We start from the raw sequence: 16,794 nt of genomic DNA, 5'->3' as shown, positions 1-16,794 counted from the left end.
GTATCACCTGAACAATATGAACAACAATATTACCAAAACGAAAAAATGATAGAGGCGGGCACTGTCTAATATTCTGGTGAGGATCACATTATTATTCTTAAAATATATAAAATTATATTTTTGTTATATCAACTACCTTTTTAAAACGATAAAAGATAATTGAGCCAAGTATTACACTTGATATCGCAATAAAAAAGTCAATTAATATGGCATAACTTACATTGAACATAGCTAATTTTGGTACTATAAATGGAATGATAACAAACGATAGACCGCTAAAAGTATACATACAACCTACAGCAAGACCTTTTCGTGTTGGGAACATTTGTTGCATAACAACCAAAGTTAATTGAAGTACTCCCCCTGCCGCAGTAAATCCCATTCCTATTGCGACGATAACACACATTGCAGGTGAAACATTAAAATAGAAAATGATTAATACCAACGCAGATAAGGCAGGTAAAATAATGATGCAAAAGATAGGTTTTAATAGATGTTTGACTACAAAAGCCGTAACAAATACAGAAATAATTGAGGCAGTGCTATAATAACTAATCAGTTGATTAGCATCAGGTTCGCTCATATTAACAGCTCTGATAGCGATAGTTGGCAACCACTGCAAAACAATAACGAATGTTGCTGTTGTTGTAAATCCCATAATAATTAATAAAATACCTTCAAATCCAAAATTAGGTTTTCCAATAAAATAACTTTGTGAGCATTCATTACTTTTAATGGAGGCATCTATATGTGGAAACTGCTTAGGAAGTAAAAATAGTGTATTAACTATTAAATAAACAACAAAACCAAAAAAAATCCAACCATACCATATTTGGTATTGATGGCAAAAAACAACAATAAATGGAAGAACAAGAGATCCCATTGAAATGAAAGCCTTGATCAATACGCTAGCTGTACCACATGAGTTTGGAAAACATTCTGTTAATGCTGGCATTGAACCAGTATCTAAAAAAGAATTTCCAGCCCCAATAGCAATAGCTAAACAAAAAGCAATATTTATATTAGTACAAAAAGGCATTCCTAGAAAAAAAATAGCATAGCAAGCCATACCTAGACAAATAAATAGTTTGCGACCAAATTTATCTGACAATACACCACCAACAAACATTAATAATATTTTTCCAATTCCTATACCCGAAGCAATTTTACCAATGCCGATTAGATCAATATTAAGTTGTTTCGATATATCATTTGAGAATTGCATGATCACAATTAATGCAATACTTTGTATTATATAATTTGCATATATAGATCCAGCAATTCCATAAGGATTGACCTTTCGATTATCCACTTGTCATACTCCATATGTAAAACATAAAATTATAATTCTATTCAATATACAAGTATCAATATTAATCAGAAAGATAGTAAGTATAAATTTGTTACTTAGCTTTTATTTGGTTCTAAAAAACAATAAAGTTTTATTCAAAATTAAACTTATATAGAATCTTGGTTAAATTGTAAAAATTTATTTTTTTCTATTGTTAATAAAAATACCACTTTTTAAGCGGCCTTTTTATTAAAAGAAGTTAAATTAGTTTCGAAGCATTTCAAACATTTTTGCAAGAATCAAACTTTCATCTTGATCAACATTGATCACATGGTGTGCAGCATCATGATATAAAGGTAATCTTTCAGCCAATACCTTTTCCATTTCATCAGAAATAGATAGACCCGTTAGTGACGGTCTTTGAGCAATGTTAGGATCTTTCATTAAACGCGCAGCTAGTGTTGCCGCAGGTGCGGATAAAAAGATGACTGTGCCATTTTGTTTCATAAAATTCCGGTTATGCTCGGCTAATACCATGCCGCCACCAGTTGCAATGACACAATTAGGTTTAGTTGTATCAATCAACACCTGGCTCTCTCTTGCTCTAAATCCTTCCCAACCTTCTTTTTCAACAATTTCGGCTACCGTTTTTTGGGTAGTTTCGAATAAATAGCTATCGGTATCAATGAAAGAAAACGATAGCTTATTTGCTAACATCTTTCCCATCGTTGTTTTACCAGCAGCCCGTGCACCAACTAAAAAAATTGTTTTATTCATATCGGGTTTTATCTTTTCAGATTTATAGAATATATTAACCATGCTAGTGATTCGCTCTTATTTTTACAACAAATTTTTTACATATTATATAAAAAATATATAACTATATATTTTTTATATAATTAAACAAAACCTCTATAGAATCATCCGTAATGAAATGTTTACAATAATTATAAGGAAGCTTTTAAAACCTAAAAGTCATCTTAATAAAGTTAATTAACATAACTTTTCTAAACCACGGAAATAGAGCTCTGTTGCAATCGATTGATGTAATCGCCATTGAATCACATCAAGATCTAAATTTACCTTTTTGAACTCTTCGTATGTCATAAAATAGCGGATTGTATTACTACCAATACGATCATTAATACTATTTATAATAATATTTATTTTTTCGTTTCGGATTTTTTTTATTTCTTGCATTGTTTTTCTGACAAATTCTGGAATCGGCTTTGTACCGTTTTCCCACTCATGCCATGTATTAATATCTGTTTTGCCAATATATTCACTAGCTTCTGATACTTTTAGCATAAGAAAACGACGATACGCTTGCAATTCTAAGTTAGTCATAAATGCTCCTTATTATAGTGCACTTGATCTATCCAATTAATATATTAACTTTACCTATACCAACATAATATAGTTGGCAATATCAGCTAATTGTATAAACAGTAGAAAATACGACTAATTCCAATTTAACTAGATATGTTTGCCTGATTGGTAATTAATGTTTAGTTAAAGCATCAATTACAACCTGTTTTGCTCGTTCAGAAAGATCTTTTCCTGTCCAAATTTTAAATTGAGCATTTGCTTGACCAATAAACATTTCGCGCCCTGAAATAGATTCCCAGCCAGCTTTTTCTGCTTCTTGTCTAAAACAAGTATTATATGGAGTATAAACAATATCGTAAGCCACTCCTTTACCTTTAAACCAAGTTTGTTTATAAGGTGTTTGATTCTCAAATTTACCCGCCATACCTAATGGTGTTGAATTAATAACAATTTGAGCTTCAACTTTGCTACGGTCTTCCCATGAAACAGTTTTAAGGTTGAATTCACTAGCTAATGCCTGAGGTAAATCATCAGCAATATCCGTTACTGTAATATCAGCATAACCAAGTTCCTGTAATCCGACTACAGCTGCACGTGCAGCACCTCCTGCACCAAGTAATAACACTTTTTTGAATTCTGCTGGCAGTTTTTTATTTTCAAGTGGCTCCATGAATCCGATAATATCTGTATTATGCCCACAAAGTTTATCCCCATCCCAATACACCAAATTTGCAGCACCTGCTTTTTTTACATGATCTGTCACTTCATCTAAATAAGGGATGATAGTCTGTTTATGTGGAATAGTGACACATAATCCACGGATATTTAGTAATCTTACTGATTTAAAAAGTGTCGGTATCTCTTCTGGCGGAGTAGGAAAAGGAACCAAAACTGCTGGGATCCCATAATCTTGAAATGACGTAGTATGAATAAGTGGACTCATACTGTGCCCTAAAGGATAACCGATAATGCCATATATACTATATGGCGTGAACTGGTTCATATAATCTCCTTATAAATTGGAAAATTAACACGATATAAATAAAAATCTTAATCAAGCTTATTAAAACATATTTATTATTAAATTAAATCATTTTTTCTAAAATGATGTTAAAGACAGTATATTGTTTTATAATGAATTGTTCGTTATAAGAAAAAAGCAAGTGCTATTACAAAAAATTTTTTACAAAAATTTTATCTATCAGATTGATTCAAAATGGTTTTAGGAATTTTGTTTTAACTAATAAAATAAATATTATATGAGTTATGCTATTGTAAACTAATTTTATGCATCGGTAAGATAATACTTGAGAATTTGCGCATAACAGCGTATACTTCGCTACCTCATTATTATGGGTGTAGTATGAGAGGTTAAACTGCTTCTCAGATAGAACTGCAGTAAACTAAAAGCCTGACGAGGTCAATTCCATTAACATATTACGCCCAAGGCTTAAGCATAGAAATTTCGGAGAATTATTGACATGTCACGAGTATGCCAAGTAACAGGAAAAGGTCCTTTAGTAGGGAATAATCGTTCTCATGCGATGAATGCTACTAAACGTCGTTTTCTACCAAACCTTCAAACTCACCGTTTCTGGGTTGAGAGCGAAAAACGTTTTGTAAAATTGCGTGTATCTGCTAAAGGTATGCGTACTATCGATAAAAAGGGTATTGATGCAGTTTTAGCTGAACTTCGTGCCCGTGGTGAAAAGTACTAATAAGGAAACCATATCATGGCTAAAGGTGTACGCGAAAAAATCAGATTAGTTTCTTCTGCTGGTACAGGTCATTTTTATACCACTAGCAAAAATAAAAGAACTATGCCTGAAAAAATGGAGATCAAAAAATACGATCCTGTAGTTCGTCAGCATGTTATTTATAAAGAAGCTAAAATTAAATAGTTATCTAACAAATACAAAAAAACCCAGTAAATACTGGGTTTTTTTTATCGATTTGTAGACAAACTTATCGCTATTTTCAATAAAACATATCTTGTTATCTTTATATTATAAGCATCTAGTATTAGTCATAAATAGTAACATTAACTTATGGGAAAATAACAAACTGTTTATACTTCATAAGTTAGATAGTCTCTAAAAACTCAAGGTGTTTTCCAGAAGTTACTTAAGCTTTGGTTTTCTATTTTTGAATCGATAAATGCTGTATCAGGTTATGCAATTAATGAAATACCTAATTATGAAAAAAGAGAGCATTGTGAAGTCGATTTCTTTTTGATTAGTGGTCCCGATGGTGAAAGAGTTGAGTTTGACATGACAAAATATTTCTTATTTTTATCAATAATTAAATAGATATACTTTGCATAAAACTACCTGATAAACAGGTAGTTTTTTTGGATAAATTAATCCACATAATTATTTCATCATTTCAAATATTGTTGTTCATAAGCTCTTGCTTTTTTGTCGTCAAAAGCATGTTCCCAACGCGCAATAACAATTGCTGCTAGTGCGTTACCAACCACATTAACTACCGTTCTGCCCATATCTAAAATACGTTCAACCCCCATAATATAGCCAATTCCTTCAAGAGGAATACCTACACTACCTAGGGTTGCCGATAAAACAAGAATTGAAGCACCAGGTACACCTGCAATCCCTTTGGATGCAATCATTAAGGTGATGACAATAATAATTTGGTCTAAAATAGTTAAATCTATGTGGAATAACTGCGCTAAAAAGATAACAGTAATACTTTGATAGAGTGTTGAACCATCAAGATTAAATGAATAGCCTGTAGGAATAACAAAACTAGTTATCGATTTTGGTGCTCCATAAGCTTCCATCTTTTCAATTATTTTAGGTAATGCAGTTTCAGAACTTGCGGTTGAAAATGCAATCACTAATTCTTCTTTCAAGATTTTTAATAATGTAAAAATATTAAATTTGCAAATTTTACAAACCAGCCCTAATACCACTAACGTAAAAATAATCATTGCCGAATAGACGGTTAAGATTAATTTAAGTAGTGGAAGTAAAGATTCAAATCCATATTTAGCAATCGTTACCGTGATAAGTGCAAATACACCAATAGGTGCATAACGCATTATCATATTAGTTACTTTAAACATAGTATCTGAAATTACTTTTAAAAAGAAAAGAAAAGGTTCACGTTGTTTATCTGGCAAAGACATTAAACCTAGACCAAAAAAGACACAAAAGAAAATTACAGGTAAAACAGAACCGTCTGTCATAGCTTTAAAGATATTAGCTGGAATCATATCTAATATCATAACAATTAAACCATGAGGTTTACCGCTCAATTCTTCAGCTGCTTTGGTATACTTACTAATGTCTGTCGTTGCAAGTGTTGAGGAGTCAATTCCCGTGCCAGGTGAAAAAATATTTCCCCAAGAAAGACCTAATAAAATAGCAATAGTTGTAATAATTTCAAAATAGAGAATTGTTTTAAAACCCAAGGTCCCTAACCGTTTTGAGCCACCAAGACCTGCAATACCTAAAGTTAAAGTACTAAGTATAATTGGCAGCACAATCATTTTAATTAATCGAATAAAGATATCGCCTGCAGGTTGAAATATATTTACTATTGAAAATTGATAATATGAATGCAAAGGGTGGCTTGTAGCAGAGAGTTCAAATAAATAAGCACCTACGGCAATTCCTAGAATCAAAGCAATCAAAATTTGCCATGCAAGATTTGTTAATATTTTTTTTATTAAAAATGACATCTAATACTATTCCTTTTAACGGTTCTTGAAAATAAAAAAGGATTAGCAAAACTAATCCTTTTAGATTATTAAATAATTAATCCTCGGACACTTGAAGTGAATCGTGCCGTTCATTATTTTCCGATGCTTCCAATTCACTTGCGTCATCTTCTGTTTCAGCTATTCGTTGTAATCCCACAACTTTTTCGTTGTCAGCTGTTCGAATAAGCATGACACCTTGAGTGTTACGACCAACAATACTTACCTCTGAAACACGAGTACGAACAAGCGTTCCTGCATCTGTGATTAGCATGATTTGATCTGTTTCATCAACTTGAACTGCGCCAACAACAGTACCATTTCGCTCACTAACTTTGATAGAAATAACACCTTTAGTTGCTCTTGATTTGGTTGGATATAGTTCTTGCTGTGTGCGTTTACCATATCCATTTTGAGTTGCAGTTAAAATTGCACCGTTACCTCTAGGCACAATTAACGAAACCACTTTATCATCACTATCAAGTTTTATGCCACGTACACCTGCGGCCGTTCTGCCCATACAACGAATTTTATTGGCTGGGAAGCGAACAACTTTACCATTAGCAGAGAATAACATAATATCTTCAGTCGTTGAGATTTCACCAATCAGGTTATCATCTTCTGAGTCAATCTCTTCAACAATAGCATCATCATAAAGTTCTTCATCATCAACAATAGCTGAAGGATCATTGCTAGTTAAATCGACACCGATTAATTCATCATCATCCCGTAAATTAATAGCAATAATACCGCCACTTCGTGGACGACTAAATTCAATTAAAGATGTTTTCTTAACTGTACCTTGTGCTGTAGCCATAAATACACAATGTTCATCATCAAATTCTCGAACAGGTAATATTGCAGTGATTCGTTCGTTTTCTTCAAGAGGTAACAAATTAATAATTGGACGACCTCGAGAACCACGGCTAGCTTCAGGCAATTGGTAAACTTTCATCCAATATAATCGACCACGGCTTGAGAAGCAAAGAATCGTATCATGGGTATTGGCAACTAATAGTTTTTCAATAAAGTCTTCTTCTTTAATTTTAGTGGCAGATTTACCTTTACCACCACGACGTTGAGCTTCATAATCTGAAAGTGGTTGATATTTTACATAACCCTGATGGGAAAGAGTAACGACCACATCTTCTTGAGCAATAAGATCTTCAATATTAATATCTGCACTGCTCGCTGTAATTTCTGTTCGTCTAGCATCTTGGAATTGGTCGCGAACGCTTTCTAATTCTTCACGAATCACTTCCATTAAACGTTCTGAGCTAGCTAAAATATGTAATAACTCACCAATTTGAACCAATAATTCTTTGTATTCATCAAGAATTTTTTCATGTTCAAGGCCGGTTAAGCGGTGTAAGCGGAGATCTAAAATCGCTTGAGCTTGTGCTTCTGATAAATAATAATGTCCATCATGAATACCAAACTCTGGGGCTAAATCTTCTGGTCTAGCTGCATCATTACCTGCTTTTTCTAGCATGGCAGCAACATTTCCAAGTTGCCAATCTTGGCTCAATAATTTAGTTTTTGCTTCACTAGGTGTTACAGCAGCACGAATAAGCTCAATGATAGGATCAATATTGGCAAGTGCGATTGCTAAACCTTCTAATACATGAGCCCGTTCGCGGGCTTTGCGTAATTCATAAATGGTTCGACGGGTTACAACTTCACGTCGATGAAGCACAAACGCTTCAATCATTTCGCGTAAATTTAGGAGTTTTGGTTGGCCTTTATGTAAAGCCACCATATTGATACCAAATGAAACTTGCAATTGAGTCAAAGAGAATAGGTTATTTAATACAACTTCACCAACAGCATCGCGTTTGATTTCAATAACTATGCGCATACCGTCTTTATCTGATTCATCACGTAATGCCGAAATACCTTCTATTTTTTTATCTTTAACTAATTCTGCAATTTTTTCGATCAGTTTTTTCTTATTAACCTGATACGGTATCTCATTAACAATAATGGTTTCACGTCCACTATGATCATCAACTTCTATGGTAGCTTTAGAGCGAATATAGATAATACCACGACCTGTGCGATACGCATTTTCGATACCTTTTCGACCATTAATTAATGCTGCTGTTGGAAAATCTGGCCCATGGATATACTCCATTAAACCATCGACTGAAATATTTTCGTCTTCAATAAAAGCCAAGCAACCATTGACAACTTCAGTGAGATTGTGAGGAGGAATGTTAGTCGCCATACCAACAGCAATCCCTGACGCACCATTAATTAATAAGTTAGGAATTCGTGTCGGTAAGACATCTGGGATCATTTCAGAACCATCGTAATTAGGTGAAAAATCAACAGTCTCTTTATCTAAATCAGTTAATAATGCTCCCGCAAACTTTTGCATACGAATTTCAGTATAACGCATCGCAGCAGCTGAATCGCCATCAACAGAACCGAAGTTACCTTGACCATCAACCAACATATAACGTAATGAGAATGGTTGAGCCATACGTACAATTGTATCATAAACAGCTGAATCACCATGTGGATGATATTTACCAATTACATCACCAACAACACGAGCAGACTTCCTATAAGGCTTATTCCAATCATATCCCGCTTCATGCATAGCAAATAAAACGCGTCGATGAACAGGCTTTAATCCGTCACGGACATCAGGTAAGGCACGCCCAACAATGACAGACATTGCATAGTCAAGATAAGAAGATTTTAATTCATCTTCTATATTAACGGGGGTTATTTCTTTGGCTAGTTCGGTCATAACACCATGTACTCTTATTAATTTAAGTCATCAAAATAGTTCATAATTATAGCATAAAATCGCTATTAATGCAGAATTAAACCGTCTTTATTTCAACTTATTCGCTATGAATAAATAACCTATTCTCAATTAATTGGAACAAGCAATTAAGAACCATAGCGTGCATTTCGTATGCCATCACTTTTTTATAAGACGGAATCCTAATTTCAATATCATTTTGACCTAATAAGCCAATAACTTCACCACCATCAAAAGCAGTTAATGCGACAATTTTCATATCTTTAATTACCGCTTCTTGAACAGCTCGAATGATAGCTCGGCTATTCCCTTGGCAAGTTGCTATAATTAAAACATCACTTTGTTGTCCTAATGCTTGAATTTGACGAGCATAAATTTCCTCGTGATTAGCTATGGCACTTAATAAAACATTGTCCGTTACTAAAGCTATTGCCGGAATACTTGGTCTTTCAATATTAATACTGGTGATTAAACGTGAAGTAAAACTTTGTACATTAGCTGCGGATGGACCATTACCACAACTCATAATTTTATTACCATTAAGTAAACTCTCAACAATAATATTTGCTGCTTTTTCAATAGAAAGGCCAAGTGATTCCGCCATCACGATTTGAGTTTGGATACTTTCAGTAAAATAATTTTTAATTAAATCTTGCACGCTTTTCACCTAAAAATTAAAATGCATTAATAATCCATTTTTGACTGTTACCTGTAATAGCAAAAACATCAAATCTAAACTCTGTATCTTCAATATTCAAATTTTGCATCATCATCCATTGTAAAGCAGCCTGCTTAATTTTATTTTGTTTATTTAATGTAACAGTCATTTCAGCGTCACCAAAATTTGCATTTTTTCGATAACGTACTTCAATAAAAACAAGACATTTATTATCAAGCATTATTAAATCAAGTTCGCCAAAGCGAAAATGACTATTATGTGCAAGAAATTTAAGCCCTTGCTTAAGTAGATACTGGCGAGCTATATTCTCATAATGCTCACCAATTTGTTTTTTATTCGTTTTTTGAATCAGATTTAGCTTCGCCATAAATATATTGTTGCCAAGAAAGTGCTCGAGTCACTTCACATTGATCTGTTGTTGATAGTTTACCTGTCATACCGTCTAAAAAATTAATTTGATGAAAATTAAGCTGATTAAAACGATTTGTTAGTCTCCACGCATCAATACCCATTGCATACAGACGCATTAATGAATAATCTTTCTGAATATTACTAGGTATTTTTGTATTTACCTTATCCGTTTGATTTATAATCATAGGGATATCTGCATATTCAGTTTTATTCATATCATAATTGAAGTCATTAGAAGCATTAGCTACATGACTTTTTGAACTTGAATAAAGTGTAACTGCAGACGAATTTCCAATAGTTTTATTTGCACCCATATCAAGCATTGGTTTTATCAATGTCAATTCCTCATATGAAGAATAAACATAAATAGCATCATATTCAGTAGATACTATTCCCCCAGACGAAGTTTCGTCTATCAAAATAGGATCTCCGGCAAGACTAATGCCTACATTACGGTTCATATTAGCTCTTAATGTTTTAGTATTACCAAAGTATTGTACATAAGCTTGGGAACTATTTGCTGACAATTGCGACCATTGTTCGGCAAAACTTTGTGCAACACGTTTACCTAAATCTGTTTGTGGTACTAACAGTAGTGGTTTTATTTTATGTTGGGAATAAATATGATCTGCCGCATCTTTTGCTTCATTTTCGGGAGATAAAGCGAAGTAACACATTTTATTTGTAGTAGCAGAGGTATTATCAACTTTATTTAAGGTTAAAACAGGAATAGCTGGATCAAGCTCTTTTAATTTAATTACTTCATCTTTTAATAAAGGACCTACAATCAACTCAACATTTTGTTCTTGTGCTTGCTGGATTAAAGCATCCATAGGTGCACTAGTTGTATCAAGCAAAATCACGTTCTGTTGTGGCTCTTGTGGAAAAAACTTTATGCCATCCATATAACCCTGACGAATAGTTTCACCAAATATACGTGAGGAGCCATTTAATGGTAACAATAAGGCAATCTTTTTTGCATTCGCATCAACAGAAAGTGTTTGTTCTCCAATTAATATCGAAATAATCTCTTTTGCTGGATGATCTGAATATTGTATACCCCAATTGTTAATAGTTTGTTTTAATAGCCGTTTTTCATTTTCAGATTTTTCATCAATGGTTTCTGGTGTATCGTCTTGCGGTATAGGTGCTTTACGAGCTTCTTGATAAGCGTAAGCCAAATCAACCCAACCTTTTAATGTATTGTCATTTTCGTCAACTAAAACTTTACCGATTTTATCTGAATCTAGCTTACGGAAAAAATTCCATGTATTGTTTAATAGTTGCTTTTTTTCAGTTTCTGATACATATTTTTCTAATTGAATATAATCGTGGGCTTGAGCATCAATATCTTTCACATTTATATCCAAACCTAATTTAATAGTGTAATAACGATATAGCTGTGAGTTAGTCAAAGTTCCGATAATTAATTGAGTTAGATCAAATGACTTCCTTTTTTTCACAGCAATATCACCTTCTGATAATAACTTTTCTTTTTGCTGCTCAGCATCAAGATTTTGTGGTAAATTAGATAATAATGTATTTGCTTGTGAAAATTTATTTTCTTTTATTAGAGCGCGAATAGCTAATAATTGCCAATTAATTTTAGCTGAGCTGGAACTATTATCTGCTTGTGATAGATAATAATTAGAATTTTGGTTATCATCAAAGTTAAGAGATTTCTTTGACTTTTCTAAAGTACAACATACCAAAAACGTAAATAATGGCATTATTAATATAGTATAAAAGTAGCGTTTTAAGTTCATACCTATTCTCTTATAATTTTGTTATCCCCAAATTCGTTGTACATGAACAGTAATTTCCTCTCGATCATGATAAAGCTGTTTTGCCTGAATTTGTATATTGATTTTTTGATTATTTAATTCGTTATTTAAGGAATATAGATTTTGTTTTACTTCTTCATAACGTTTTTTCATTGGTAATTTGAGGTTAAAAATAGCCTCTCTACACCAACCATTAATTAACCATTTAGTTATTAACTCTGTCACTTTAGCTGGTTTTTCAACCATATCACATACCAACCAATAAATATTATGTTTTTTAGGTATAAATTTAAAGCCATCTTCCCGATAATGTTTAACTTGCCCAGTTTCCATCAATTTTTCATTTATAGGTCCATTATCAATAGCGTAAACCATCATGCTTCTTTTAACCAATTGATAAGTCCAACCGCCAGGACAAGCACCCAAGTCAACAGCGTTTAAACCACCTTTTAATCGCTCTTCCCACTCATCATAAGGAATAAAAATATGAAAGGCTTCTTCTAATTTTAATGTAGAACGGCTTGGCGCATCAGAGGGGAATTTTAACCTAGGAATTCCCATATAAAAAGGCGAATTATTTTGGCTCAGAGAATAACCAACATAACAACTGCTATTATTGATAAAAAATAAGTGGACAACGGGTCTTGATGGATTTTCAATTTTTAATAAAATAAGTTTACTTCTTAATGCTTGACGAAGAGGAACAGTAAATTTACGACAAAAGCCAGAAAGCGCTTTACCTTCATTTGTATCAGCAACTTCAACACGCAGATCACCAGCTTTGTCAATACATCCATATAATGCATCAATGATTGGAGAAATACGATCATCTGTAGGTAAATCAACTAATAGGTCACCTGCTACAAACATTTGCCGTGCAAAAATTAGTGTTCGGAAATCCAAATTTTTTATTAATAATTGTGCTTCATCATCTTGATAGCATTCAAAAACAACATAACCACTATTTTCTTTAACTTTAGCAAAGCCATATACTTCTTTTTGAGCAGCTCTATCAGTGATTTCATTAGCACACTCTTTTTCAAATCCACAACGGCAATAAAGAATAATTTTGTTTAGTTTTTGCATAATATAATTTTTACTCTTTCAACAGAAGGAAGCTACAAAAAATATTCATATTAATCAGATTGAACATTATCGGTATATAAAGGTGCTTCACCTTTTGGGCGAGTTTTAAATCTTCGATGTAACCACATATATTGTTCAGGTGCTTTTAAAATTTCTTGTTCAATGGCTTTGTTCATAAAAGTAGCCGCAAGTACATCATCATCAATTGGATACCCCTCAAGCTCTGATGTTACATAAACAGTATAACAACCATTTTTCTCACGCTTAGGGGTAAATGGTATAATGGTAGGTTGAGCTAATTTAACCAATATACGCGTACCAACAGTTGTTGCCGCTTTTTTTACTGAAAATAGAGGTGCGAATACACTATTTTTAGGACCATAATCATGATCTGGCGCATACCAAAGTAATTCACCATCTTTTAGTGCACGGATCATTCCCTTAGTATTATGACGATCCAGCATATATTTGTTTGACTTGAGTCGACCTTTAAGTTGAATATAATCCATTACAGGATTATCATTTGGACGGTACACTCCTACGCCGGGATGGTTCATTCCTAAGATACGTGCACCTAATTCTAATGTCAGGAAATGAATACCAATGAGCAAAACACCTTGACCTGATTGTTGAACTTTTGTGATATGAAAATCGTCAACAATAGAAACCTTTTTAGCAAGCCGTTTATCAGACCAGAACCATGCCATACCAGTTTCAAAAATTGCTAAACCCGTTGAAATAAAATTTTCACGCAACATCTGATCACGTTCAGATTGTGTCTTTTCAGGAAAACAGAGTTTAAGATTTTGCCTAGCCGTTTCTTTACGTTTGCGGATTAATTTCATCGAAAGCAATCCTAACCCTTTTCCCAATCGAAAAATAATTGGATATGGTAATAAAACGATTAAATATAAAATACCAATACCAAACCACGTTAACCAATAACGAGGGTGTAATAAACTTTTAGTAAAAATAGGACGAATTTCTTGATTTTGACTCATATTAAGATCAAATTATTATTAATAATACAGTTGGTTATTATATACTATATCTTGTTTTTCGGGAGCATAAAAACAAACAAAGCCTAAGGCGTTATATTATTATTCTGTAACAATATTTGTTATCAATTTATATTTAAAGTAGATCATAGTAAAGCCATTAGCTATGATCTATTCTTAAAATTATCTATTTTTTATGCTGGAATACATAGTTACCGGAAACTTTTTAACAAAAAATCAAACAGCAACAGGCGCTTTGATCGCTAGATGCGGTTCATAACCAACAATTTCAAAATCCTCAAATTTATAATCAAAAATTGTTGGAGGTTTACGTTTAATAACTAATTTTGGCAATGCTCTTGGTTCACGGCCTAATTGCAAATGAGCTTGTTCCATATGATTAGAATAAAGATGAGTATCACCACCAGTCCACACAAAATCACCTACTTGTAATTCACATTGCTGTGCAATCATGTGGACTAATAAAGAATAGCTGGCTATATTAAATGGCAATCCTAAAAATACATCACAAGAACGTTGATAAAGTTGACAAGAAAGTTTGCCATTTGCAACATAAAATTGGAAAAAGGCATGACATGGTGCTAATGCCATTTGATCTAATTCTCCAACATTCCAAGCAGAAACAATCATACGCCTAGAGTCAGAATTATTTTTAATTTGATCAATTAACTGTGAAATCTGATCTATTTGACGCCCATCAGCCGCTCCCCATGCCCGCCATTGTTTGCCATAAACAGGACCTAAATCACCATTTCCATCAGCCCATTCATTCCAAATTGTTACCTTATTATCTTGAAGATACTTAACATTTGTATCTCCCTTCAAAAACCAAAGCAATTCATGAATAATTGAACGTAAATGACACTTTTTAGTCGTAACAAGAGGAAAACCTTCTTGTAAATTAAATCGCATTTGATGCCCAAAAATAGATAGCGTTCCAGTGCCCGTTCGGTCTGACTTAGGTGTACCTTCATCTAAAATTTTTTGCATTAACGCTAAATATTGTTTCATCGTGTTTTTGCCTTATTATTAAATCTATACGCAAATAAAATAATTAAAAAACCACCAATAATCATTGGTAGACATAATATTTGTCCCATACTGATAATATTTAAAAATAAGCCTAACTGCTCATCTGGTTGTCTAAAAAATTCTATAACGAATCTAAATAAACCATAGCAAAACAAAAATAGCCCAGATACAGAGCCAGTAGGTCTTGGTTTTCGAATAAAAATATTTAAAATAATAAACAGTACTATTCCTTCAAACAGCATTTCATAAAGCTGTGAAGGATGTCTTGGTAAAATACCGTTTAATTGGGAATAAAGTGAAAACCACTCTAGATGAGACTGAACAAACATAAAATCGGCATGTGAAGATGTTGGAAATAACATACCAATCGATGAATCAGTTACTCTCCCCCAAAGTTCTCCATTAATAAAATTACCAAATCGCCCAAACATCAAACCAATAGGGACAAGAGGAGCAACAAAGTCACCTACTTGCATAAAAGTTTTCTTTGTTCCCTTTGCAAAAAGGACAATAACGCAAATAGCACCAATCAGACCACCATGGAAAGACATACCGCCTTCCCAGACTTTAAATAAAATTATAGGATCTTTGATAAAAGCTTCTAAATTATAGAACAAGACATAACCTAAACGGCCTCCAATAAAAAGACCTAAAAACCCCCAAAACAATAAATTTTCAACTTGTTGTAACGTCCATTGGCTATTTGGTTTATTTGCGCGACGCTTAGCCAAATAAAGTGCACCCAGCACTCCAAATAAATACATTGCCCCATACCAATGAAGTGATACAGGACCAATCGAGATAGCTATTGGATCGAAATTAGGGAAGTGTAAATATTGATTCATTTTTTAATACGCTTTTTATTTTTCCGTTTATTAGCAAAGAAATTAAATTGTTTCTTTTTAGAAGTATTAGTTACTGAGGTCTCTATTTCAGACTGTATAGCAAACACAGGTAAAGAAAACTCCTTCATTGCCTTTCTATAGACATCTCGCTTAAATGCAATCACTTGCCGAATAGGATACCAATAACTAACCCATTTCCAATCATCAAATTCAGGAGTTGAAGATGTATTGAGGTTAATTACCGATGCATCAGATATTAATTCTAATAAAAACCACTTTTGTTTTTGTCCAATACACACTGGTTGATTTTCCCACCTAATCATCCTTTTGGGTAACTTATATCGCAACCAACCGTTAGTAACGGATAAAATCTTCACATCTTTTGATAATAAACCAACTTCTTCGTTTAATTCGCGAAACATTGCCTGCTCAGACGTTTCGTTTTGTTTTATTCCGCCCTGAGGAAATTGCCAAGAATTTTGCCCGTATCGACGAGCCCAAAGTACTTGACCATACCTGTTACAAATAACTATTCCTACATTTGGACGGTAGCCATCATTATCGATCACTGACTACCTCAATAAATTTTCCCTGTATAGTTGAATTGTTTCATACATACAGCAAGAAATAAATAAAAAAATAATAGTAATATGGCAAACACCCTTTTTTATTGATTGTTTTTTACGCAAATGAATATTTATTACTATATCGATTAACATTATGTTTCAATAATCAGAATAAAACACCGAAAAGCAAAAAAGCCCAGCATTGCTGCTGGGCTCTCTATATTTAAAAGTCTGGCGGCACCCTACTCTCACATG

Annotated in this window: 16 protein-coding genes; 2 read left to right on the top strand and 14 right to left on the bottom strand. The window is 33.2% G+C overall.

Annotation, left to right across the window (positions count from 1 at the left end):
* Window positions 1–112: 112 nt before the first annotated feature.
* The 4 genes from ACGH49_RS10625 to aroE all read right to left on the bottom strand — a co-directional run bounded on the left by ACGH49_RS10625 (window position 113) and on the right by aroE (window position 3,623).
* Window positions 113–1,312: an MFS transporter gene (locus ACGH49_RS10625; RefSeq protein WP_411589337.1), complete on the bottom strand. Its 1,200-nt coding sequence runs from the start codon at window positions 1,310–1,312 to the stop codon at window positions 113–115.
* Between the two features lie 243 nt (window positions 1,313–1,555).
* Entirely contained in the window at window positions 1,556–2,068 is a 513-nt protein-coding gene (aroL, locus tag ACGH49_RS10620) for a shikimate kinase AroL (protein WP_065605741.1), read from the bottom strand.
* 216 nt (window positions 2,069–2,284) lie between these two features.
* On the bottom strand, window positions 2,285–2,638 hold the full coding sequence (locus ACGH49_RS10615; RefSeq protein ID WP_411589336.1) for a DUF1870 family protein: 354 nt from the start codon (window positions 2,636–2,638) through the stop codon (window positions 2,285–2,287).
* 154 nt (window positions 2,639–2,792) lie between these two features.
* Window positions 2,793–3,623, bottom strand: coding sequence for a shikimate dehydrogenase (gene aroE, locus ACGH49_RS10610; RefSeq protein WP_411589335.1), 831 nt, complete (start codon window positions 3,621–3,623; stop codon window positions 2,793–2,795).
* Window positions 3,624–4,101: 478 nt separating this feature from the next.
* Between aroE and rpmB the strand changes: the two genes are divergently transcribed.
* Both rpmB and rpmG read left to right on the top strand, forming a co-directional pair.
* A complete protein-coding gene (gene rpmB / locus ACGH49_RS10605; RefSeq protein ID WP_174798812.1) occupies window positions 4,102–4,338 on the top strand; it encodes a 50S ribosomal protein L28 in 237 nt (78 codons plus the stop codon).
* 15 nt (window positions 4,339–4,353) lie between these two features.
* On the top strand, window positions 4,354–4,521 hold the full coding sequence (gene rpmG, locus ACGH49_RS10600; RefSeq protein ID WP_025314526.1) for a 50S ribosomal protein L33: 168 nt from the start codon (window positions 4,354–4,356) through the stop codon (window positions 4,519–4,521).
* A gap of 479 nt (window positions 4,522–5,000) precedes the next feature.
* On the opposite strand, the gene gltP is transcribed toward rpmG, so the two are convergent.
* The 10 genes from gltP to rppH all read right to left on the bottom strand — a co-directional run bounded on the left by gltP (window position 5,001) and on the right by rppH (window position 16,542).
* Window positions 5,001–6,311: a glutamate/aspartate:proton symporter GltP gene (gltP, locus tag ACGH49_RS10595; protein WP_411589338.1), complete on the bottom strand. Its 1,311-nt coding sequence runs from the start codon at window positions 6,309–6,311 to the stop codon at window positions 5,001–5,003.
* A gap of 88 nt (window positions 6,312–6,399) precedes the next feature.
* Window positions 6,400–9,099 carry a DNA topoisomerase (ATP-hydrolyzing) subunit A gene (gene gyrA, locus ACGH49_RS10590; RefSeq protein WP_411589334.1) on the bottom strand — a complete coding sequence of 900 codons (2,700 nt, stop codon included), beginning with the start codon at window positions 9,097–9,099 and terminating at the stop codon, window positions 6,400–6,402.
* Between the two features lie 97 nt (window positions 9,100–9,196).
* On the bottom strand, window positions 9,197–9,775 hold the full coding sequence (locus tag ACGH49_RS10585) for an SIS domain-containing protein (protein ID WP_411589333.1): 579 nt from the start codon (window positions 9,773–9,775) through the stop codon (window positions 9,197–9,199).
* 16 nt (window positions 9,776–9,791) lie between these two features.
* Complete coding sequence (locus ACGH49_RS10580) at window positions 9,792–10,163, bottom strand: YraN family protein (RefSeq protein WP_065605614.1); 372 nt, start codon at window positions 10,161–10,163, stop codon at window positions 9,792–9,794.
* Window positions 10,129–11,973, bottom strand: coding sequence for a penicillin-binding protein activator (locus tag ACGH49_RS10575; RefSeq protein WP_411589332.1), 1,845 nt, complete (start codon window positions 11,971–11,973; stop codon window positions 10,129–10,131). The genes ACGH49_RS10580 and ACGH49_RS10575 overlap by 35 nt, the downstream gene beginning before the upstream one ends.
* 21 nt (window positions 11,974–11,994) lie before the next feature.
* Window positions 11,995–13,077, bottom strand: coding sequence for a 23S rRNA (cytidine(2498)-2'-O)-methyltransferase RlmM (gene rlmM, locus ACGH49_RS10570; RefSeq protein WP_411589331.1), 1,083 nt, complete (start codon window positions 13,075–13,077; stop codon window positions 11,995–11,997).
* Between the two features lie 50 nt (window positions 13,078–13,127).
* A complete protein-coding gene (gene lpxL, locus ACGH49_RS10565; protein WP_411589330.1) occupies window positions 13,128–14,078 on the bottom strand; it encodes an LpxL/LpxP family Kdo(2)-lipid IV(A) lauroyl/palmitoleoyl acyltransferase in 951 nt (316 codons plus the stop codon).
* Between the two features lie 234 nt (window positions 14,079–14,312).
* Window positions 14,313–15,107 carry a thymidylate synthase gene (gene thyA / locus ACGH49_RS10560; protein WP_411589329.1) on the bottom strand — a complete coding sequence of 265 codons (795 nt, stop codon included), beginning with the start codon at window positions 15,105–15,107 and terminating at the stop codon, window positions 14,313–14,315.
* The gene (gene lgt, locus ACGH49_RS10555; RefSeq protein ID WP_411589328.1) at window positions 15,104–15,973 is read right to left on the bottom strand and encodes a prolipoprotein diacylglyceryl transferase; all 870 of its coding nucleotides are present in this window, start codon (window positions 15,971–15,973) and stop codon (window positions 15,104–15,106) included. The genes thyA and lgt overlap by 4 nt, the downstream gene beginning before the upstream one ends.
* On the bottom strand, window positions 15,970–16,542 hold the full coding sequence (gene rppH, locus ACGH49_RS10550; RefSeq protein WP_411589327.1) for an RNA pyrophosphohydrolase: 573 nt from the start codon (window positions 16,540–16,542) through the stop codon (window positions 15,970–15,972). The genes lgt and rppH overlap by 4 nt, the downstream gene beginning before the upstream one ends.
* Between the last annotated feature and the right edge of the window lie 252 nt (window positions 16,543–16,794).

The organism is Gilliamella sp. BG7 (assembly GCF_046635565.1).
Classification (GTDB): domain Bacteria; phylum Pseudomonadota; class Gammaproteobacteria; order Enterobacterales; family Orbaceae; genus Gilliamella; species Gilliamella apicola_P.
Note: the sequence above shows the minus strand (reverse complement) of the source record. Positions and strands in the feature narration are given on the sequence as shown.

What these genes read in the sequence shown, in the direction of transcription:
- aroL (WP_065605741.1), bottom strand. Translation starts at nt 2,068, where the DNA reads ATGAATAAAACAATTTTTTTAGTTGGTGCACGGGCTGCTGGTAAAACA.
- aroE (WP_411589335.1), bottom strand. Translation starts at nt 3,623, where the DNA reads ATGAACCAGTTCACGCCATATAGTATATATGGCATTATCGGTTATCCT.
- rpmG (WP_025314526.1), top strand. Translation starts at nt 4,354, where the DNA reads ATGGCTAAAGGTGTACGCGAAAAAATCAGATTAGTTTCTTCTGCTGGT.
- rpmB (WP_174798812.1), top strand. Translation starts at nt 4,102, where the DNA reads ATGTCACGAGTATGCCAAGTAACAGGAAAAGGTCCTTTAGTAGGGAAT.
- rlmM (WP_411589331.1), bottom strand. Translation starts at nt 13,077, where the DNA reads ATGCAAAAACTAAACAAAATTATTCTTTATTGCCGTTGTGGATTTGAA.
- ACGH49_RS10615 (WP_411589336.1), bottom strand. Translation starts at nt 2,638, where the DNA reads ATGACTAACTTAGAATTGCAAGCGTATCGTCGTTTTCTTATGCTAAAA.
- ACGH49_RS10575 (WP_411589332.1), bottom strand. Translation starts at nt 11,973, where the DNA reads ATGAACTTAAAACGCTACTTTTATACTATATTAATAATGCCATTATTT.
- ACGH49_RS10580 (WP_065605614.1), bottom strand. Translation starts at nt 10,163, where the DNA reads ATGGCGAAGCTAAATCTGATTCAAAAAACGAATAAAAAACAAATTGGT.
- lpxL (WP_411589330.1), bottom strand. Translation starts at nt 14,078, where the DNA reads ATGAGTCAAAATCAAGAAATTCGTCCTATTTTTACTAAAAGTTTATTA.
- lgt (WP_411589328.1), bottom strand. Translation starts at nt 15,973, where the DNA reads ATGAATCAATATTTACACTTCCCTAATTTCGATCCAATAGCTATCTCG.
- thyA (WP_411589329.1), bottom strand. Translation starts at nt 15,107, where the DNA reads ATGAAACAATATTTAGCGTTAATGCAAAAAATTTTAGATGAAGGTACA.
- gyrA (WP_411589334.1), bottom strand. Translation starts at nt 9,099, where the DNA reads ATGACCGAACTAGCCAAAGAAATAACCCCCGTTAATATAGAAGATGAA.